22 protein-coding genes are annotated in these 20,149 nt (G+C 47.5%); 21 read left to right on the top strand and 1 reads right to left on the bottom strand.

Translation table 11 applies throughout. The annotated features are described in order from the left end of the window. The first annotated feature begins 84 nt into the window (after positions 1–84). A complete protein-coding gene (gene rpoB, locus OCU14_RS03105) occupies positions 85–3,699 on the top strand; it encodes a DNA-directed RNA polymerase subunit beta (protein WP_125573710.1) in 3,615 nt (1,204 codons plus the stop codon). 21 nt (positions 3,700–3,720) lie between these two features. Then, on the top strand, positions 3,721–7,368 hold the full coding sequence (gene rpoC / locus OCU14_RS03110; RefSeq protein ID WP_261809759.1) for a DNA-directed RNA polymerase subunit beta': 3,648 nt from the start codon (positions 3,721–3,723) through the stop codon (positions 7,366–7,368). 58 nt (positions 7,369–7,426) lie between these two features. On the opposite strand, the gene OCU14_RS03115 is transcribed toward rpoC, so the two are convergent. Beyond that, complete coding sequence (locus OCU14_RS03115) at positions 7,427–8,080, bottom strand: prepilin peptidase (RefSeq protein ID WP_261809760.1); 654 nt, start codon at positions 8,078–8,080, stop codon at positions 7,427–7,429. 275 nt (positions 8,081–8,355) lie between these two features. Here OCU14_RS03115 and rpsL point away from each other — a divergent pair, with 275 nt between their 5' ends. The 19 genes from rpsL to OCU14_RS03210 all read left to right on the top strand — a co-directional run bounded on the left by rpsL (position 8,356) and on the right by OCU14_RS03210 (position 20,146). Continuing rightward, positions 8,356–8,769, top strand: a complete 414-nt coding sequence (gene rpsL, locus OCU14_RS03120) for a 30S ribosomal protein S12 (RefSeq protein ID WP_125573707.1) — start codon at positions 8,356–8,358, stop codon at positions 8,767–8,769. A 73-nt stretch (positions 8,770–8,842) separates the two neighbouring features. Further along, on the top strand, positions 8,843–9,313 hold the full coding sequence (gene rpsG / locus OCU14_RS03125) for a 30S ribosomal protein S7 (protein ID WP_057879271.1): 471 nt from the start codon (positions 8,843–8,845) through the stop codon (positions 9,311–9,313). 189 nt (positions 9,314–9,502) lie between these two features. After that, a complete protein-coding gene (fusA, locus tag OCU14_RS03130; protein ID WP_261809761.1) occupies positions 9,503–11,602 on the top strand; it encodes an elongation factor G in 2,100 nt (699 codons plus the stop codon). Between the two features lie 112 nt (positions 11,603–11,714). Further along, positions 11,715–13,052, top strand: a complete 1,338-nt coding sequence (locus tag OCU14_RS03135; protein ID WP_261809762.1) for an MATE family efflux transporter — start codon at positions 11,715–11,717, stop codon at positions 13,050–13,052. Between the two features lie 443 nt (positions 13,053–13,495). Further along, positions 13,496–13,804 (top strand): 30S ribosomal protein S10, encoded by a 309-nt coding sequence (rpsJ, locus tag OCU14_RS03140; protein ID WP_057879268.1) that lies wholly within the window; start codon positions 13,496–13,498, stop codon positions 13,802–13,804. Between the two features lie 39 nt (positions 13,805–13,843). Continuing rightward, positions 13,844–14,494, top strand: a complete 651-nt coding sequence (gene rplC / locus OCU14_RS03145) for a 50S ribosomal protein L3 (protein ID WP_261809763.1) — start codon at positions 13,844–13,846, stop codon at positions 14,492–14,494. Positions 14,495–14,515: 21 nt separating this feature from the next. Beyond that, entirely contained in the window at positions 14,516–15,139 is a 624-nt protein-coding gene (gene rplD, locus OCU14_RS03150; protein WP_261809764.1) for a 50S ribosomal protein L4, read from the top strand. After that, on the top strand, positions 15,139–15,426 hold the full coding sequence (gene rplW / locus OCU14_RS03155; RefSeq protein ID WP_057879265.1) for a 50S ribosomal protein L23: 288 nt from the start codon (positions 15,139–15,141) through the stop codon (positions 15,424–15,426). Before rplD ends, rplW begins: the two co-directional genes overlap by 1 nt. Before the next feature lie 26 nt (positions 15,427–15,452). Further along, positions 15,453–16,301, top strand: coding sequence for a 50S ribosomal protein L2 (rplB, locus tag OCU14_RS03160; RefSeq protein ID WP_261809765.1), 849 nt, complete (start codon positions 15,453–15,455; stop codon positions 16,299–16,301). A gap of 78 nt (positions 16,302–16,379) precedes the next feature. Further along, positions 16,380–16,661 carry a 30S ribosomal protein S19 gene (rpsS, locus tag OCU14_RS03165; protein ID WP_261809766.1) on the top strand — a complete coding sequence of 94 codons (282 nt, stop codon included), beginning with the start codon at positions 16,380–16,382 and terminating at the stop codon, positions 16,659–16,661. A 17-nt stretch (positions 16,662–16,678) separates the two neighbouring features. Next, positions 16,679–17,035 carry a 50S ribosomal protein L22 gene (gene rplV, locus OCU14_RS03170; RefSeq protein WP_057879262.1) on the top strand — a complete coding sequence of 119 codons (357 nt, stop codon included), beginning with the start codon at positions 16,679–16,681 and terminating at the stop codon, positions 17,033–17,035. A gap of 3 nt (positions 17,036–17,038) precedes the next feature. Then, positions 17,039–17,698: a 30S ribosomal protein S3 gene (gene rpsC, locus OCU14_RS03175; protein ID WP_057879261.1), complete on the top strand. Its 660-nt coding sequence runs from the start codon at positions 17,039–17,041 to the stop codon at positions 17,696–17,698. A gap of 1 nt (position 17,699) precedes the next feature. Beyond that, a complete protein-coding gene (gene rplP / locus OCU14_RS03180; RefSeq protein WP_057879260.1) occupies positions 17,700–18,134 on the top strand; it encodes a 50S ribosomal protein L16 in 435 nt (144 codons plus the stop codon). Beyond that, a complete protein-coding gene (gene rpmC, locus OCU14_RS03185; RefSeq protein ID WP_261809767.1) occupies positions 18,124–18,318 on the top strand; it encodes a 50S ribosomal protein L29 in 195 nt (64 codons plus the stop codon). The genes rplP and rpmC overlap by 11 nt, the downstream gene beginning before the upstream one ends. Before the next feature lie 25 nt (positions 18,319–18,343). Beyond that, positions 18,344–18,610 carry a 30S ribosomal protein S17 gene (rpsQ, locus tag OCU14_RS03190; RefSeq protein ID WP_261809768.1) on the top strand — a complete coding sequence of 89 codons (267 nt, stop codon included), beginning with the start codon at positions 18,344–18,346 and terminating at the stop codon, positions 18,608–18,610. A gap of 49 nt (positions 18,611–18,659) precedes the next feature. Continuing rightward, positions 18,660–19,028: a 50S ribosomal protein L14 gene (rplN, locus tag OCU14_RS03195; RefSeq protein WP_057879257.1), complete on the top strand. Its 369-nt coding sequence runs from the start codon at positions 18,660–18,662 to the stop codon at positions 19,026–19,028. Between the two features lie 34 nt (positions 19,029–19,062). Next, the gene (gene rplX / locus OCU14_RS03200) at positions 19,063–19,374 is read left to right on the top strand and encodes a 50S ribosomal protein L24 (RefSeq protein ID WP_125544914.1); all 312 of its coding nucleotides are present in this window, start codon (positions 19,063–19,065) and stop codon (positions 19,372–19,374) included. A 25-nt stretch (positions 19,375–19,399) separates the two neighbouring features. Continuing rightward, on the top strand, positions 19,400–19,942 hold the full coding sequence (gene rplE, locus OCU14_RS03205) for a 50S ribosomal protein L5 (RefSeq protein ID WP_057879255.1): 543 nt from the start codon (positions 19,400–19,402) through the stop codon (positions 19,940–19,942). Between the two features lie 18 nt (positions 19,943–19,960). Further along, positions 19,961–20,146 carry a type Z 30S ribosomal protein S14 gene (locus OCU14_RS03210; protein ID WP_083488579.1) on the top strand — a complete coding sequence of 62 codons (186 nt, stop codon included), beginning with the start codon at positions 19,961–19,963 and terminating at the stop codon, positions 20,144–20,146. Positions 20,147–20,149: the final 3 nt, after the last annotated feature.

Raw genomic sequence — 20,149 nt, forward strand, 5'->3', positions numbered from 1 at the left:
AAATCCGGGTCTAAATGCAATTGTAATCAAAATGTAACATTCCGGATTGGCCAGTTGACAGAATAAATAGGAGAGGTGAACAACTTGGCAGGACACTTAGTGAAATACGGGAAACACCGTACTCGCCGTAGCTATTCGCGGATCAAGGAAGTCCTTGATCTCCCTAACTTAATCGAGATTCAGACCAATTCGTATAACTGGTTCCTTGACGAAGGTTTACGCGATATGTTCGACGACATCATGCCAATCGAAGATTTTCAAGGAAACCTTTCGTTAGAGTTTGTTGATTATCAATTACTAGAACCCAAATATACGGTCGATGAAGCACGGGAGCATGATGCGAACTATTCTGCACCATTGCATGTAACCCTTCGCTTGACGAACCATGAAACGGGCGAAATTAAGTCACAAGACGTCTTCTTCGGTGATTTCCCATTAATGACGGCCCAAGGGACCTTCATTATTAACGGGGCAGAACGGGTAATTGTTTCCCAATTAGTCCGGTCACCAGGCGTTTACTTCAATGACGATACTGATAAGAACGGTCGGACCATCTTCGGTGCCACTGTTATCCCTAACCGGGGTGCTTGGCTTGAATTTGAAACCGACGCTAAGAACGTTTCTTACGTTCGGATCGACCGGACTCGTAAGATCCCAATGACTGAATTAGTTCGGGCATTAGGTTTCGGTTCTGACGATGAAATCTTGGATATCTTGGGTGACAACGAAAGTCTTTCACAGACGTTGGAAAAGGATATTCACAAGAACAGTGACGATTCACGTGTCGAAGAGTCCTTAAAGGACATCTACGAACGTCTACGTCCAGGTGAACCTAAGACGGCTGACTCTTCACGGAGTTTACTGACTGCACGGTTCTTCGATCCAAAACGTTACGACATGGCACCTGTTGGTCGTTACAAGACCAACAAGAAACTTAGCCTGAAGACCCGTTTACTTGGCTTAACCTTAGCCGAAACGTTAGCTGACCCAGATACTGGTGAAGTTATCGCACAAAAGGGCACGGTTGTTGATAAAGACGTCATGAAGACCTTGGCTCCTTACTTGGACCAAGAAGACTTCAAGATGGTTACTTTCCAACCTTCAGACGAAGCCGTTGTCACTGAACCACTTAAATTACAAATTATTAAGGTACAATCACCAGACGATCCAGAACAAGAAGTTCCTGTTATTGGGAATGGCAACATTGATATCAAGCTGAAGCACATTCGTCCAGCCGACATCATTGCTTCCATGAACTACTTCTTCGATCTCCAAGTTGGCATTGGGAACGTCGATGACATTGACCACTTGGGTAACCGGCGGATTCGTTCCGTGGGTGAACTCTTGCAAAACCAATTCCGGATCGGGTTATCTCGGATGGAACGGGTTGTGCGTGAACGGATGTCCATTCAGGATGCTGCGACGGTAACGCCACAACAACTGATTAACATTCGTCCAGTGGTTGCCTCAATCAAGGAATTCTTTGGGTCATCTCAATTGTCACAATTCATGGACCAGACCAACCCACTTGGCGAATTAACGCATAAGCGTCGGTTGTCTGCCCTTGGACCTGGTGGTTTGACGCGTGACCGTGCCGGATATGAAGTCCGAGACGTTCACTACACCCACTATGGCCGTATGTGTCCAATTGAAACCCCTGAAGGTCCTAACATTGGGTTGATTAACAGTCTTTCCAGTTATGCTCGGGTTAACAAGTACGGGTTTATCGAAACGCCATACCGTCGTGTCTCATGGGACACACACAAGGTTACCGACAAGATCGATTACCTGACGGCTGACGAAGAAGATAACTACGTCGTTGCCCAAGCCAATACGCCATTGAACGATGACGGTTCATTCGATACGGATACCATCATGGCCCGTTCCGAAGCCGATAACATCGAAACGACGGCTGACCGGATTGACTACATGGACGTTTCGCCTAAGCAAGTAGTTGCTGTGGCCACGGCATGTATTCCTTTCTTGGAAAACGATGACTCCAACCGTGCCTTGATGGGTGCCAACATGCAACGGCAAGCTGTGCCATTGCTTGACCCTCATGCACCATTGGTTGGGACTGGTATCGAATACAAAGCAGCGCATGACTCCGGGGTTGCTTTAATTAGCCAACACGAAGGTACTGTTGAATACGTCGATGCACGTGAAATCCGTGTACGTCGTGCCGACGATGCGCTGGACACTTACAAGCTGATGAAGTTCCGCCGTTCTAACGGTGGGAAAAACTACAACCAACGTCCAATCGTTAAGGTTGGCGATCACGTCGACAACGACGAAATCTTGGCTGATGGTCCTTCAATGGAAAATGGGGAACTGGCCTTAGGTCAAAACCCATTAGTTGCCTTCATGACTTGGCAAGGGTACAACTTCGAAGATGCCATCGGGATCAACGAGCGGTTGGTTCGCGATGACGTTTACACGTCGATTCATATTGAAGAATACGAATCAGAAGCACGTGATACGAAGCTTGGACCTGAAGAAATGACTCGCGAAATTCCTAACGTGGGTGAAGACGCCTTGAAGAATTTGGACGAAGACGGAATTATCCGGATTGGTGCCGAAGTTCAAGACGGTGACATCCTGGTTGGTAAGGTAACGCCTAAGGGTGTGACTGAATTATCAGCCGAAGAACGTTTACTCCATGCCATCTTTGGTGAAAAGGCCCGTGAAGTTCGGGATACTTCCCTGAAGGTTCCTCATGGTGGTGGCGGGATTATCCAGGACGTGAAGATCTTTACTCGTGAGAACGGGGATGAACTTTCACCTGGTGTTAACATGATGGTTCGGGTCTACATCGCGCAAAAGCGGAAGATCCAAGTTGGGGACAAGATGTCTGGTCGTCACGGTAACAAGGGGACGGTTTCCGTCGTTATCCCTGAAGAAGATATGCCGTACATGCCAGATGGAACCCCAATCGACATCATGTTGAGCCCAATGGGTGTGCCTTCTCGTATGAATATCGGGCAAGTGCTCGAATTGCATTTAGGGATGGCTGCTCGTAAGTTGGGTATCCACGTGGCAACGCCTGTCTTTGATGGTGCCCAAGATACTGATATTGCGGACGCTGTTAAGGAAGCCGGTATGGCTGCCGATGCTAAGACTGTCTTATACGATGGTCGGACCGGTGAACCATTCGACAAACGAGTTGCCGTTGGTGTTATGAACTACTTGAAGCTGGCCCACATGGTCGACGACAAGATGCACGCCCGTTCCATCGGACCTTACTCACTGGTTACGCAACAACCACTTGGTGGTAAAGCGCAATTTGGTGGCCAACGTTTCGGTGAAATGGAAGTTTGGGCCTTGGAAGCTTATGGTGCCGCTTATACGTTACAAGAAATTTTAACGTACAAGTCTGATGACGTGGTTGGACGGGTTAAGACCTACGAAGCCATCGTTAAGGGCGATCCAATTCCAAAGCCTGGTGTGCCTGAATCCTTCCGTGTTCTGGTCAAGGAATTACAATCCTTGGGTCTGGATATGAAGGTCTTAAACGGGAACAACGAAGAAATCGAACTCCGGGATATGGACGATGATGATGATGATGTTGTGAACGTTGATGCGTTGAGTAAGCTTGCCCAACAGCAAGAAGAACAACGTAAGGCGCAAGCTCAGGCTGAAAGTGCCAAAGCAGCACCAGAAACCACTAAAAATGAGAGTCAACCGAACACACAAGACTAATTAATAAGGGAGGTCGCTTCTTTGGTCGATGTCAATAAGTTCGAAAGCATGCAGATCGGGCTGGCTTCACCTGATAAGATCCGTAGCTGGTCTTACGGGGAAGTTAAAAAGCCTGAAACCATCAACTACCGGACATTAAAGCCTGAAAAAGATGGACTTTTCGACGAGCGTATTTTCGGTCCTACCAAGGACTGGGAATGTGCCTGTGGGAAGTACAAGCGGATCCGTTACAAGGGTGTCGTTTGTGACCGTTGTGGGGTCGAAGTTACGCGTTCTAAGGTTCGTCGTGAACGGATGGGCCATATTGAATTAGCAGCTCCTGTAACCCACATCTGGTACTTCAAGGGTATTCCAAGTCGGATGGGTCTTGTCTTAGACATGAGCCCCCGCGCCCTGGAAGAAATCATCTACTTCGCATCCTACGTTGTGCTTGATCCCGGTGATACGCCTCTGGAAAAGAAACAACTCCTTTCAGAACGCGATTACCGTGACAAGCTCGTAGAATACGGTAGCCAAGCCTTCAAGGCTGAAATGGGTGCCGAAGCCATCAAGAAGTTATTGATGGCCGTGGATTTAGATAAAGAAGTCACGGAATTAAAGGAACAATTGAAGGATGCTACTGGCCAAAAGCGGACGCGTGCCGTTCGTCGTTTGGACATCTTGGAAGCCTTCGTGACATCTGGTAACCGTCCTGAATGGATGGTAATGGATGCTATTCCGGTAATCCCACCTGACTTACGGCCAATGGTACAACTCGAAGGGGGACGTTTCGCAACGTCTGACCTTAATGACTTGTACCGGCGGGTTATCAACCGGAATAGCCGGTTGAAGCGTTTGTTAGACTTAAACGCACCTGGTATCATCGTTCAAAACGAAAAGCGGATGCTTCAAGAAGCCGTTGACGCCTTGATCGATAACGGTCGTCGTGGCCGTCCAGTTGCTGGTCCTGGTAACCGTCCATTGAAGTCTCTTTCACACATGTTGAAAGGGAAGCAAGGACGTTTCCGTCAAAACTTGTTAGGGAAGCGGGTTGACTACTCTGGTCGTTCCGTTATTGACGTTGGTCCTTCCCTCAAGTTCAACCAAATGGGTCTCCCAGTGCCAATGGCTTTGGAATTATTCCGGCCATTCATCATGAAGGAACTCGTTGCGCGTGGCTTGGCTTCTAACATTAAGAATGCCAAGCGCCAGATTGACCGTGAAGATGACGATGTCTTTAATGTTCTTGAAGATGTTATCAAGGAACACCCAGTTCTGTTGAACCGGGCCCCTACGCTTCACCGTTTAGGGATTCAAGCGTTTGAACCAGTCTTGGTTAGTGGTAAAGCTATGCGTCTTCACCCATTGGCTTGTGAAGCTTACAATGCCGATTTCGATGGGGACCAAATGGCCATCCACGTGCCTTTATCCGACGAAGCACAAGCTGAAGCACGTTTGCTGATGTTGGCTGCTCACCATATCTTGGCACCTGCCAGTGGTAAGCCAGTCGTTGCGCCTTCACAAGATATGGTTATCGGGAACTACTACCTGACGATGGAAGAAGACAACCGTGAAGGGGAAGGTATGATCTTTACCGACCTCAACGAAGCTGTCTTAGCTTATCGTAATGGGTTAGTTCACTGGCACAGTCGGGTCGGAGTCCAAGTCTCTGGCATGACTGACAAGCCATTTACCGATGAACAACGTTCTAAGATTATGGTAACGACTGTTGGGAAGTTGATCTTTAACAACATCCTGCCAAAGTCATTCCCATACTTGAATGAACCTACAAATACAAACTTGAATGGTTACGTTCCTGACAAGTACTTCTTGGCACCGGGCGAAGACATTCATGATTACTTGCAAAATGCTGAATTAGTTGGACCGTTCAAGAAGGGCTTCCTGTCTGACATTATCGCGGCCGTTTACCAACAATACAAGGTTACTGAAACCTCTAAGTTGTTGGACCGGATCAAGGATTTGGGTTACGACGAATCCACAAAGTCTGGGTTAACGGTTGGGATGGTCGACGTTACCGACTTGAAGGAAAAGCCAGAAATTACCGAAGCCGCCCACAAACAGGTTGCGACGGTAACGAAGCAATTCCGACGCGGTTTGATTACGGACCACGAACGTTACGAACGGGTCATTGGGATCTGGAACGATGCCAAGGATGACATTCAAAACGCTCTGATCCACAGTTTCGACCAACAGAACCCTATCTTTATGATGAGTGATTCTGGTGCTCGTGGTAACATTTCTAACTTTACGCAATTAGCTGGTATGCGTGGATTGATGGCCGCACCTAGTGGGGACATCATGGAACTGCCTATCACGTCTAACTTCCGTGAAGGCTTGACGGTTATGGAAATGTTCATTTCGACCCATGGTGCTCGTAAAGGGATGACCGATACGGCCCTCAAGACTGCCAACTCAGGTTACCTGACTCGGCGTCTGGTCGATGTGGCGCAAGATGTTATCATTCGGGAAAAGGACTGTGGGACTGACCGTGGTTTGACGATTCGGGCCATCACTGATGGTAACGAAATGATCGAGCCTCTGTACGACCGGATCCTCGGCCGTTACACTCAGAAGTCAGTTGTCGATCCTAAGACCGGTGACGTTATCGTGCCAAAGAACCAAATGATCGTTGAAGACACGGCTCAAAAGATTGTTGATGCCGGTGTTGAAGAGGTCACGATTCGCTCCGCCTTCACTTGTAACACTGAACACGGTGTTTGTGAACACTGTTATGGCCGTAACATGGCTACCGGTGACGAAGTTGAAGTTGGTGAAGCAGTCGGAACTGTTGCCGCACAATCTATCGGTGAACCAGGGACGCAATTAACCATGCGTAACTTCCATACCGGTGGTGTTGCCGGGAACGAAGATATCACCCAAGGGCTTCCTCGTGTTCAAGAATTATTTGAATCTCGGAACCCTAAAGGTAAAGCTGAGATTACTGAAGTTACTGGGACGGTTGAATCAATCGAAGAAAACCCAGCTGACCGTGTCAAAGAAGTTACCATTAAGGGTGAGGCTGACACTCGGAGTTACAAGTTACCAATCACTGCCCGCATGCGGGTTTCTGAAGGCGACTTTATCCACCGTGGTGCTGCCTTGAACTATGGGTCTGTTGATCCTAAGGAACTTCTGCGTGTTCGTGATGTGTTGTCTACTGAAACCTATATCTTAGGCGAAGTCCAACGTGTTTACCGGATGCAAGGTGTGGCCATCAGTGACAAGCACGTTGAAATCATGGTTCGTCAGATGCTTCGGAAGGTTCGGATCATGGATCCGGGCGATACCGATGTCTTACCTGGGACTTTGATGGACATTCAAGACTTCCGTCGCGCTAACTACCAGACGTTAATCTCTGGTGGGATCGCCGCTACGGCTCGTCCAGTTATCTTGGGGATCACCAAGGCTGCCCTGGAAACGAACAGTTTCTTATCAGCTGCTTCCTTCCAAGAAACGACGCGTGTCTTGACCGATGCTGCTATTCGAGGCAAGAACGACCCATTAGTTGGTTTGAAGGAAAACGTTATTATTGGGAAGATTATTCCTGCCGGTACTGGGATGCCAGATTACCGTCAGATCAAGCCCAAGGAAGTTGGCGGTTCGTCAACCGAAGGCGTCTACTCGATCAGCGATTTGGAAAAGCAAATGCAAGAAGACTCTCAAGCCTAACTTCGGTTAAGCGACTTAGTCGGGGACTCGTCAGAGATGGCGGGTCCTTTTTGTTTGTCTAGGACCAGAGCCACCACCCCAAGGCACTGATGGTTAGATAGGGGAGAAGGGCAATCCGTCCAGAAGACTGGCGATTGAGAACCAGGGCCAAGAGACAGGCGGTTAGTAGCCACCAAGCCGTTGCTTGCACGCCAAAGGCCAGGGCATAGAGACCTATAAACTCCAGGTCGCCGTCGCCGATAAGCGGTCGGGAAAGGTGTGGCCAAATGAGGTGGATGCCAAGAAGCCAGAGTGCTCCCAGTCCCCAGACAAATGGGCCAGCTGACCAGAACAGCACGGGGAGACTTAACCAGCTGATGATACCAGGGAAGGTTTGGGTGGCAGCATCACATAGCGCCGCATAGCTCCACAGGTAGAGCCAGATGACAGCAAGTAGGGTGGCTGGCCCAGTAATGGTAGTGGCTAACCAGCCGCCGGCGACTTCGAGGACGAGAACTTGCAATGGAATCGCTGTACCACAGGCGTGGCAGTGGCCCCGTTGGCAGAGGTAGCTTAGAATGGGGATGAGTTGCCAAGGGCGGAGTGGCGTCCGGCAGGTGTCACAGTGTGAGCGCGGAGAATACGGTGATTCGTGGCGGGCATAGCGACCGCTGGTGGCACAGATTAAAGAACCAAAGCAAGAGCCATAACAGAATAAGAAAAAAGTCGACATTTGTGATCACCTCTTAGATACCTCCGTGAAAAATGGCCGATTGTTTCCAGAGAATTGTGACAACCCTTATTGACATTGGTTTTCTGGCATGGTATTCTATTCAAGGTGCTTTTCGCAGACAGGTCTCGGGTAACATACCAGACATGCTGACTGACGGCGGGAGGGACACTTCAATTAGATCCCCCGTCTAGGTGGCTTTTTTCTTTCAAGAAAAATGAACCACCTGGATGTGTGGACTTAAACTCTATCAGAATACAGAAAGGAGGACTAGTTAGATGCCTACTATCAACCAATTGGTGCGTAAAGGTCGTAAATCTAATAGTTCTAAATCAGATGCCCCAGCTTTAAACTACGGGTATAACAGTTTCAAAAAAGCTCAAGTTAAGAATCCTGCTCCTCAAAAGCGTGGGGTTGCTACCCGTGTCGGTACCATGACACCTAAGAAACCTAACTCAGCTTTACGGAAATATGCACGTGTACGGTTGTCAAACTTAATTGAAGTGACTGCTTACATTCCTGGTATTGGTCATAACCTTCAAGAACATAGTGTTGTCTTAATTCGTGGTGGCCGGGTGAAGGATTTACCTGGGGTTCGTTACCACATCGTGCGTGGTGCGCTTGATACTGCCGGTGTTACCGACCGTCGTCAAAGCCGTTCTAAGTACGGTACCAAGAAGCCTAAGGATTAAGAATCACGACATTAACTGACTTGCACGGATGCCGTCAAGCAGTTACTAAACAATATTCAAGGAGGATAATATAATGCCTAGAAAAGGAATTGTACAAAAGCGTGAAGTCCTTCCTGATCCAATTTACAACTCAAAGTTGGTTACTCGTTTGATTAACCACACGATGATGGATGGGAAACGCGGAACTTCAACTAAAATCATTTATGGTGCCTTCGACATCATTAAGAACGAAACTGGTAACGATCCAGTGGAAGTCTTCGAAGAAGCAATGAAGAACGTTATGCCAGTCTTGGAAGTCAAGGCTCGCCGGGTTGGTGGATCAAACTACCAAGTCCCAATCGAAGTTCGTCCAGATCGTCGGACGACTCTTGGTCTTCGTTGGATGGTACAGTACTCTCGTTTACGTGGTGAACACACCATGGTTGAACGCTTAGCGCGTGAAATCATGGATGCTGCCAACAACACGGGTGCTGCTGTTAAGAAGCGTGAAGACACTCACCGGATGGCAGATGCCAACCGTGCCTTCGCCCACTACCGTTGGTAGAAGCAGCCATCGCACTGCTTTAATCGCGGTGTGATAAAATGTTAGAGCGGAGTGTCTCATGACTCTCTCGCCTCTAACTTAAGGGAGCAATCCTTTAATCCAGAGGTGGCTACTAAAATCATTTGCGATGTTAGTAGTCACTTTTTGGCACAATCTACGATCAATTTTGAGAGGAGTTACACATTAATCATGGCTAATACTCGTGAATTCCCGCTTGATAAGACTCGTAATATCGGTATCATGGCCCACATCGATGCCGGTAAGACGACGACCACTGAGCGTATCCTGTATTACACTGGTAAGATCCACAAGATTGGTGAAACCCACGATGGGGCTTCACAAATGGACTGGATGGAACAAGAACAAGAACGTGGTATCACGATCACTTCTGCCGCTACGACTGCGGAATGGAAGGGTCACCGGATCAACATCATCGATACTCCAGGGCACGTGGACTTCACTGTTGAAGTTGAACGTTCTCTGCGTGTGCTTGATGGTGCCGTAACCGTCTTAGATGGTCAAGCCGGTGTTGAACCACAAACCGAAACTGTTTGGCGTCAAGCCTCAGATTTCGATGTTCCTCGTATCGTGTTCGTGAACAAGATGGATAAGCTGGGTGCCGACTTCGACTTCTCAGTTAACTCCATTCACGACCGTTTACAAGCCAACGCGGTTGCCTTACAAATGGCAATCGGTGCCGAAGATGATTTCGCCGGTGTTGTTGACTTAATCGAAATGAAAGCCTACGTGTACGACAAGGATGAACTGGGTTCCTCATGGGACACTGTTGAAATTCCTGCCGACATGAAGGAAGAAGCTGAAAAGCGTCATGAAGGCATCATCGAAAGCGTCGCTGACGTTGATGATGAAATCATGGAAAAGTACCTTGAAGGTGAAGAAATCACCAAGGCAGAATTAAAGGCCGCTATTCGGCGTGCTACGTTGAAGCTGGAAATGTTCCCAGTCTTCGCTGGTTCTGCTTTCAAGGATAAGGGTGTTCAAATGTTGATGGACGCCGTTGTGGACTACTTACCATCTCCATTGGATGTTAAGCCATACAACGCCACTGTTCCTGATACTGAAGAAGCCGTTACGTTGCGTGCCGATGACGATGCGCCATTCGCTGCTTTAGCATTCAAGGTTGCCACCGACCCATTCGTTGGTCGTTTGACTTACATCCGGGTTTACTCCGGTACCTTGGAAGGTGGTTCATATGTCTTGAACGCCACTAAGGACAAGCGTGAACGTGTTGGACGTCTGCTGCAAATGCACTCCAATCACCGTCAAGAAATTCCAGAAGTCTTCTCTGGTGATATTGCCGGGGCCATTGGTTTGAAGAACACCACTACTGGTGACTCTTTAACTGACCCTGATCACCCACTTCACTTGGAATCCATGAACTTCCCAGATCCAGTCATCCAGGTTGCCGTGGAACCTAAGACGAAGGCTGACCAAGACAAGATGAACAACGCCTTACAAAAGCTTTCTGAAGAAGACCCTACTTTCAAGGCTGAAACTAACCCTGAAACTGGTGAAACTCTGATCGCTGGGATGGGTGAACTTCACTTGGACATCATCATTGACCGTATGAAGCGTGAATTCAAGGTTGAAGCGGACATTGGTGCTCCTCAAGTTGCTTACCGTGAAGCCTTCACGAAGTCAACTAAGGTTCAAGGCAAGTTCGTTCGTCAATCTGGTGGTAAAGGTCAATATGGTGACGTTTGGATCGAATTCACCCCTAACGAACGTGGTAAGGGTTACGAATTCGAAGACGCTATCGTTGGTGGGGTTGTTCCTCGTGAATTTATCCCTTCAGTTGACCAAGGTCTGCAAGAAGCCATGGCAAACGGTGTGTTAGCCGGTTACCCATTGGTTGATGTTAAGGCCAAGTTATACGATGGTAGTTACCATGAAGTCGATTCTAGTGAAGCAGCCTTCAAGGTTGCCGCTTCATTGGCTTTACGTAAGGCCGTCCAAACTGCCGGTCCTGTTATCTTGGAACCAATCATGAAGGTTGATATCCTGGTACCAGAAGACTACATGGGTGATATCATGGGCCAAGTTACCGCACGTCGTGGTAAGGTCGATGGTATGGAAGCTCGTGGGAACGCACAAATGATTCACTCCTTCGTTCCGTTATCCGAAATGTTCGGTTACGCGACGACGTTACGTTCTGCTTCTCAAGGTCGTGGTACCTTTACCATGACGTTTGACCACTACGAACCAACGCCAAAGAGTGTTCAAGCTGATATTATCAAGAAGAACGGCGGTACTCCAGTCGAAGACTAGTCCGACTCTTCTTTAAAGAAACGTCCTACCTCTCGGTGGGGCGTTTTTTTGCGTCTTGGTAACGTGCTATAATTTGTGAGGCATAAGTTTAAAAGAGAGAAGTGACCATATAATGGAAGAATTGTTTGAAAAAGCACCGGTTCCACGGGCCTATTTTAAGCTGGCATTGCCTGTCGTACTCGGCATGGTGGCTAGTATGATTTACAATTTAGCGGATACATACTTTGTCTCACAGACGCAGAATACGGCATTGGTTGCGGGGGTGGCGCTCTGTACGCCATTATTTTCATTTCTGATTGCGGTCGGGGATATCTTCGGTTTAGGGGGAAGTTCTCTGATTTCGCGGTTGCTTGGAGAAAAGGACTATCAGACGGCCAGGCGGGTCAGTAGCTTTTGTCTCTACGGGGCGATTGTGGTGGGGTTACTGGTGACGGTTCTCCTGTTAGCCTTTACCCGTTCCATCCTAATGATGTTCGGGGCCACGCCGGCCACTTACCACTATGCTGAGCAGTTTTATCATATTATGGCCTTGGGTGCCATGCCAATCATGGTGTCAATTGTCCCAGGAAACCTGATTCGAACTGAGGGCTTTGCGACCCAGTCGATGATTGGCACGATGGTGGGAACGGTGGTTACCATTATTCTTGATCCCATTTTGATTTTTTCCGCAGACATGGGGGCTGCTGGGGCAGCCTTGGCAACAGTGATTGGTTATAGCGTGTCGGCAACCCTCTTAGTCTGGCTTGCTGGGCGCTATTGCCAGGTTGTAACGATTGATGTGCGACAGAGTCGGATTAACCGGCAACTTTTAGGACAAGTACTCTTTATTGGGATTCCGGGTTCAATTACCAATCTAATGCAGGCATTCGGAACGGCCGTCTTGAATCGTTATCTGGTGGATTTTGGCCCGACACGGGTGGCAGCGATGGGGATTGTCCTCAAGGTCTATATGATTATCATGCTGGTCATGATTGGATTTGCCTTCGGTGCCCAGCCGTTGATCGGCTATACCTACGGAGCGAGAAATCAGAAGCGGTTCAAACAGGTTCTCCGCTTTGATCTTCTGGTAGAGGTCGGGTACGCTTTAGTCTTTGCCGTTCTCCTAATGGTCTTCGCCCCACAAATCATCGGCCTCTTTCTCCATGACCAGGCTGTTATTACGGCAGGGACGTTTATGCTCCGTGCTTTCCTCTCGACGACGCCGTTCGTGGGCGCGGTATTAGTGTACACGACGGTCTTCCAGAGCACAGGGAAGGCACTAGCAGCTCTCTTGATGTCTATTTCACGGCAGGGAGTTGCCTTCTACTTGTTCATTGTTGTTGGAGCGGGGCTACTGGGCTATCACGGGATTATCTGGGCCCAACCGGCTGCCGATGTTGTGACCTGTCTGCTGGGTTGGATCTTGGCCCGGGTAACCTTTAAGCAACAATGGGGTGAGGAGAAGGACTAGTCACGACGACACAGGGCAGAGACTATTTAAGAGAATTACGGTAAATTCATTAGGAAATTTGTCAAAGATAAGGTATAATAACACGCGTTGGCCTTAATTAGGAAAAACTGGATGACCAGTCGTTCTTTTTCATTGAATTCAGTTAAATTGTATTTAATTAGAAGAAAGTTGATTAAAACTTCCAGGTTATGCTAGGAATAGCCAATAATTATTTAAGACAAATCGCAGGCAATTTCGCGAAAACCCTTGCCATATGGCACTTTATTTAGTATGATAGTTAAGTGCTGAATTTCTGAGGGGACATTTGCGCCCCCGGGGATCGCCAAAAAGTTTAAGCGATGATGTGGGAGATTGCGACACGCCCGGCCGCTTTGCCATGAGGGTGTGGCGGGAATTTCCACGGAGTTAGTCTTATTTTTAAAATAGACGAAGGAGGGAACACAATGGCAAAACAAAAAATTCGGATTCGGTTGAAGGCATACGAACATCGTATCCTCGACCAATCAGCAGAGAAGATCGTTGAAACTGCTAAGAGAACTGGTGCCGGTATCTCAGGTCCTATTCCATTACCAACAGAACGGACGATCTACACCGTATTACGTTCACCACATAAGTTTAAGGACTCACGTGAACAGTTCGAAATGCGGACTCACAAGCGTTTGATCGATATCGTTAACCCAACGCCAAAGACAGTTGACTCATTAATGAAGCTCGACTTGCCTAGTGGTGTTGACATCGAAATCAAGTTATAATTTCTTCAAAATAAATACAATATAATCGGAGGTGTACTCATGACCACAAAAGGAATCTTAGGGAAAAAGGTCGGGATGACGCAGGTCTTCACTGATGCTGGCGAATTAATCCCCGTTACTGTTGTCGAAGCAACCCCAAACGTAGTGTTGCAAGTTAAGACAATGGAAAACGACGGTTACGATGCCATTCAACTTGGTTACCAAGACAAGCGTGAAGTACTCAGCAACAAGCCCGAACAAGGTCATGTAGCAAAAGCAAACACGACTCCTAAGCGCTTCATTCGTGAATTCAGAGATGTTGAGCTGGGAGATTACAAGGTAGCAGACGAAGTTAAAGTTGATACCTTCCAAGCAGGAGACATCGTTGATGTCACTGGTGTGACTAAAGGTCATGGTTACCAAGGTAACGTTCACAAAGACGGTCAACGTCGTGGCCCTATGGCTCACGGTTCTCGTTTCCACCGTCGTCCAGGTTCTCTGGGTGCTATCATTAACCGGGTATTCCCTGGTATGAAGCTTCCAGGCCGGATGGGTAACAAGACAGTTACTATCTTAAACCTTGAAGTCGTTAAGGCAGATGTTGAAAACAACGTTCTGTTGATTAAGGGTAACGTGCCAGGCGCCAACAAGTCACTCGTTACTGTTAAGAGTGCTGTTCGCCCACCACGTGAAAAGCATTCAGATAACTAATTAGGAAGGGAGGATAATTAAATGACAAGCGTAGCATTATACAAACAAAATGGTAGCCAAAACGGCGACGTCACGTTGAATGCCGATATCTTCGGTATTGAACCTAACGAAAACGTTGTGTTCGACACGATTTTGATGCAACGAGCATCTTTACGCCAAGGAACTCACGCCGTTAAAAACCGGAGTGCCGTTCGTGGTGGTGGGAAGAAGCCATGGCGTCAAAAAGGTACTGGTCGTGCACGTCAAGGTTCCATCCGTTCACCACAATGGGTCGGTGGTGGTGTGGTCTTTGGACCAACCCCTCGCTCATACAGTTACCACCTTCCTAAGAAGGTTAGCCGTTTAGCATTGAAGTCCGTTCTTTCCCAGAAGGTTCTCGATGACAGTTTCGTCGTAGTTGACGGATTATCATTCGACACCCCTAAGACGAAAGAATTCGCTGATATGCTGGCTGGTTTGAACGTCACAACTAAGACGCTGGTTGTCCTTGAAGACGACAACGTTAAGGCCGCATTAGCAGCCCGGAACTTAGCAAATGTTAAGGTAATTCCTGCCAAGAGCTTGAACGTCCTTGATATTGCTAACGCCGACAAGTTAGTGATTACCCAACCAGCACTTTCTCAAGTAGAGGAGGTACTCGCATAATGGAATCACGCGATATTATTTTACGTCCAGTTGTCACTGAAGCATCAATGGCTACTATGGATGACAAGCGTTACACGTTCGACGTTGACGTACGAGCAACCAAGACTCAAGTCAAGCATGCCATTGAAGACATCTTTGACGTTAAGGTTGTTAAGGTCAACATCATGAACTTGAAGGGTAAGAAGAAGCGTCAAGGTCGCTACGAAGGCTTAACTAAGAAGCGTCGTAAGGCCATTGTCAGCTTATCTGCCGACTCTAAAGAAATCAAGTTATTCAACGAAGAATAAAATCTCAGATATAGGAGGGAAATAACGTGGCGATTAAGAAATACAAACCAACAAGCAATGGTCGTCGTAACATGACCAGCATGGTTTACAAAGACGTCATCACTAAGACGACTCCTGAAAAGTCATTGCTTGATTCACAAAGTCACTCAGCCGGCCGTAACAACGCTGGTAAGATGACTGTCCGCCATCGTGGTGGTGGTAACAAGCGTCAGTACCGGATCATCGATTTCAAGCGGATTAAGGATGATGTTCCTGCAACCGTTAAGGCTATCGAATATGACCCAAACCGGACTGCCAACATTGCCTTATTAGTATATGCTGATGGTGTAAAGTCTTACATCATTGCACCTAAGGGCTTAAAGGTTGGTGCTCAGGTTCAGTCAGGTCCAGATGCTGATATCAAAGTTGGTAATGCATTACCATTGAAGAACATTCCATTCGGAACTGTTATTCACAATATCGAATTGAAGACTGGTAAGGGTGGCCAATTGGTCCGTTCTGCTGGGACTTCAGCTCAATTGTTAGGTAAGGCCAACGATGACAAGTACGTATTGGTTCGTTTATCATCTGGTGAAGTTCGGATGATCTTGAACGTTAACCGTGCTACTATCGGTGCCGTAGGTAACGAAGAACACGAATTGATTGTTGTCGGTAAGGCCGGCCGTAATCGTTGGGCTGGTCAACGTCCACATGTTCGTGGTTCTGTAATGAACCCTAACGATCACCCACATGGTGGTGGTGAAGGTAAAGCACCTGTTGGTTTACCATCTCCTCTTTCTCCATGGGGTAAGAAGACCGTTGGTAAGAAGACGCGGAAGAAGAAGAACAAGACTAGCAAGTTCATCGTTCGTCGTCGTAAGGGTTCCAAGATGTAATCATCCGGTAATCCGGATGTTAAGAGACCTGGTGATCATCGTGTATAACGATGCGCCACAAGTAGAGGAGGTTTCATAATGGGTCGTAGTTTGAAAAAAGGACCTTTTGCCGATGCGCATTTGCTCAAGAAGATTGATGTGCAAAAGGATCAAGACAAGAAGACCGTCATCAAGACCTGGTCACGTCGGTCTACTATTTTCCCTAGCTTCGTAGGTTACACCATTGCAGTTTATGACGGACGGAAGCATGTCCCAGTTTACGTGCAAGAAGATATGGTTGGCCACAAGCTTGGTGAATTCGTACCGACTAGATTATTCCGTGGTCATGGTAGCAGTGAAGATAAGAAAACAACTCTTTGATAAGGAGGATTAACTAAATGGCTGAACAAGTTACATCAGCGCAAGCAACCGCCAAAACGGTTCGAGTTGCTGCTCGCAAACTCCGCCTTGTCATCGATCTTATCCGCGGCAAGAGCGTAGCTGAAGCGCTAGCTATTCTAAAGTTCACACCGCGTGGTGGTTCACCGGTTGTGGCAAAAGTTTTAAACTCTGCGATTGCTAATGCAGAAAACAATTTTGACTTAGATCGTCAAGATCTAGTTGTCAGCGAAGCCTTCGTTAACGAAGGACCAACCCTCAAGCGGTTCCGTCCTCGTGCCAAGGGTTCTGCTTCACCAATCAACAAGCGTACGAGTCACATTACGGTTGTTGTATCTGAAAAGAAGGAGGGATAACGCGTGGGACAAAAAGTAAATCCAACTGGATTACGGGTCGGTATCATTCGCGACTGGGAAGCAAAGTGGTATGCTGAAAAAGACTTTGCTGCTTACCTCAAGGAAGACCTTGCAATTCGTAAATTCATTGAAAAGCGTCTCGTTGACGCCTCTGTCTCAACTGTTGAGATCGAGCGTGCTGCAAACCGCGTCAACATCTCAATCCACACTGCCAAGCCAGGGATGGTTATTGGTAAGGGTGGTTCTGAAGTCGAAAATCTCCGTAAGGAATTGAACGACTTAACTGGCAAGCGGGTTCACATCAACATTGTTGAAATCAAGAAGCCAGATTTAGATGCAAAATTGGTCGGCGAAAACATCGCTCGTCAATTGGAGGGCCGTGTTGCCTTCCGTCGGGCTATGCGTGGAACGATGCAACGGACTATGCGCTCTGGTGCCAAGGGTATCAAGACGCAAGTCGCTGGTCGTTTGAACGGTGCTGATATGTCTCGTACTGAAAGCTACGCTGAAGGTACGGTTCCTCTGCACACGTTGCGTGCCGATATCGATTATGCTTGGGTAGAAGCTCACACTTCATACGGTTCTCTGGGTGTTAAGACCTGGATCTACCGTGGTGAGATCTTGCCTGAAAAGAAACAAACTAACGGACAAGGAGGGAAATAACATGCTGGTACCTAAGCGAGTAAAGTTCCGTCGTGTCCACCGTGGTAAGCTACGTGGCGAAGCCAAGGGTGGCAAGAGTGTTGCTTTCGGCGACTACGGTTTGCAGTCATTAGATTCCAAGTGGATCTCTAACCGTCAAATCGAAGCAGCCCGTGTTGCAATCACTCGTTACATGAAGCGTGGTGGGAGAGTTTGGATTAAGATTTTCCCTCACAAATCCTACACTGAAAAAGGTGTTGGGGTCCGGATGGGTAATGGTAAAGGTACACCTGCTGGCTGGGTAGCCCCAGTTAAGCGTGGTAAAGTAATGTTTGAAGTCGGTGGCGTCTCTGAAGAAGTCGCTCGCGAAGCATTACGCCTTGCTGCTATGAAACTTCCCGTTCGTACGAAAGTTATTACCCGAGAGGAAGTAGGTGGCGAATCTAATGAAGGCTAAGGAAATTAACGAATTGACCACTGCCGAAATGCTCGATAAAGAAAAGAGCTATAAGGACGAATTATTCAACTTGCGCTTCCAATTAGCCACTGGCCAACTGGAAAACACCGCTCGGTTGAAGCAAGTTCGTAAGAACATTGCACGGATTAAAACCGTTCTTCGCCAACAAGAACTGAACAAATAGAATACGATAAAGGAGGTCACAATACATGAGTGATGTACGTAATCACCGCAAGGTATACCGTGGTCGTGTCGTGTCTGACAAGATGGACAAGACGATCACTGTTGTCGTTGAAACGACAAAAACGGATGCACGATACGGTAAGCGTGTCAAGTACTCTAAGAAGTACAAGGCACATGATGAAAAGAATGAAGCCCAAACCGGCGACATTGTTGAAATCATGGAAACGCGGCCAATGTCTGCTACCAAGCGGTTCCGCTTAGTCGACATTGTTGAAAAAGCAGTAATCATTTAAGTGTCGTTTTATCGTATTCTGAACTAGAACTGAAGGGAGGACACTAGCCGTGATCCAACAAGAAAGTCGCTTAAAGGTAGCCGATAACTCTGGCGCCCGTGAAATTCTGACAATCAAGGTTCTGGGTGGCTCAAAGCGTCGCTACGCCGGAATCGGTGATGTCATCGTTGCTACTGTCAAACAAGCAACACCAGGTGGCGTTGTCAAAAAAGGTGATGTTGTTAAGGCGGTCGTTGTTCGTACGAAGTCTCGTGTACGTCGTAACGACGGTTCATACATCAGTTTTGATGAAAATGCTGCTGTGCTGATTAAAGATGACAAGAGCCCACAAGGGACTCGTATCTTTGGGCCAGTTGCTCGTGAATTACGAGACAACGACTACATGAAGATTATCTCATTAGCACCCGAAGTACTGTAATTAAGAATCGTGTAAACAAGGAGGTGCCCACAGAATGCTTATTAAAACTGGTGACAAGGTCCGCGTGATCGCTGGGAAAGACAAAGGCAAAGAAGGAACTGTATCTAAGGTTCTGAATGCCAAGAACCGCGTGATCGTTAAAGGCGTCAATATGATCAAGAAGCACCAAAAGGCTTCTCAAGCTAGCCCACAAGGCGGGATCATTGATATTGAAGCACCAATTCATGCATCCAACGTAATGCTCATTGATCCTTCGAACAACGAACCAACCCGGCTTGGCGTTCGAGTTGAAGATGGTCACAAAGTCCGGTTCGCTAAAAAGTCCGGCGAAACCATCGACAAATAATCACTGAAAGGAGGAACATAATTTCATGTCAGCTCGTTTAAAAGAAAAGTACGTTAATGAAATTACCCCATCATTGGTGGAAAAGTTCAGCTACAGTTCTGTTATGCAAACACCAAAGATCGACAAGATCGTTTTGAACATGGGTGTTGGTGACGCTGTTACCAACGCTAAGAACCTTGATGAAGCCGTTGAAGAGCTTGGTTTGATTTCTGGTCAAAAGCCATTGGTTACTAAGGCCAAGAAGTCAATCGCAACCTTCCGTCTTCGTGAAGGCATGTCAATTGGTGCTAAGGTTACCCTCCGCGGGGACCGCATGTACGAATTCCTGGATAAGTTGATCAACGTGTCATTGCCACGTGTTCGTGACTTCCATGGTGTTAGCTCCCGTGCCTTTGATGGCCGTGGTAACTACACTTTGGGGATCAAGGAACAATTGATCTTCCCAGAAATTAACTTTGATAACGTTAACCGTGTTCGTGGTTTGGACATTGTTATCGTAACGACGGCTAACACCGATGAAGAATCACGTGAATTGTTGACTCAATTCGGTATGCCGTTTACACACTAAAAAGGAGGTTCACACAAATTGGCTAAGAAATCACAAATTGCTAAGAACAAGCGTCCTGCGAAGTTCTCTACTCAGGAATATACTCGTTGCGAACGTTGTGGACGTCCACACTCTGTTTATCAAAAATTCCACCTTTGCCGTTTATGCCTACGCGAACTTGCCCACAAGGGTCAAATTCCTGGTATGAAGAAGGCTAGCTGGTAATAC

This window comes from Levilactobacillus humaensis (assembly GCF_024345185.1).
GTDB lineage: Bacteria > Bacillota > Bacilli > Lactobacillales > Lactobacillaceae > Levilactobacillus > Levilactobacillus humaensis.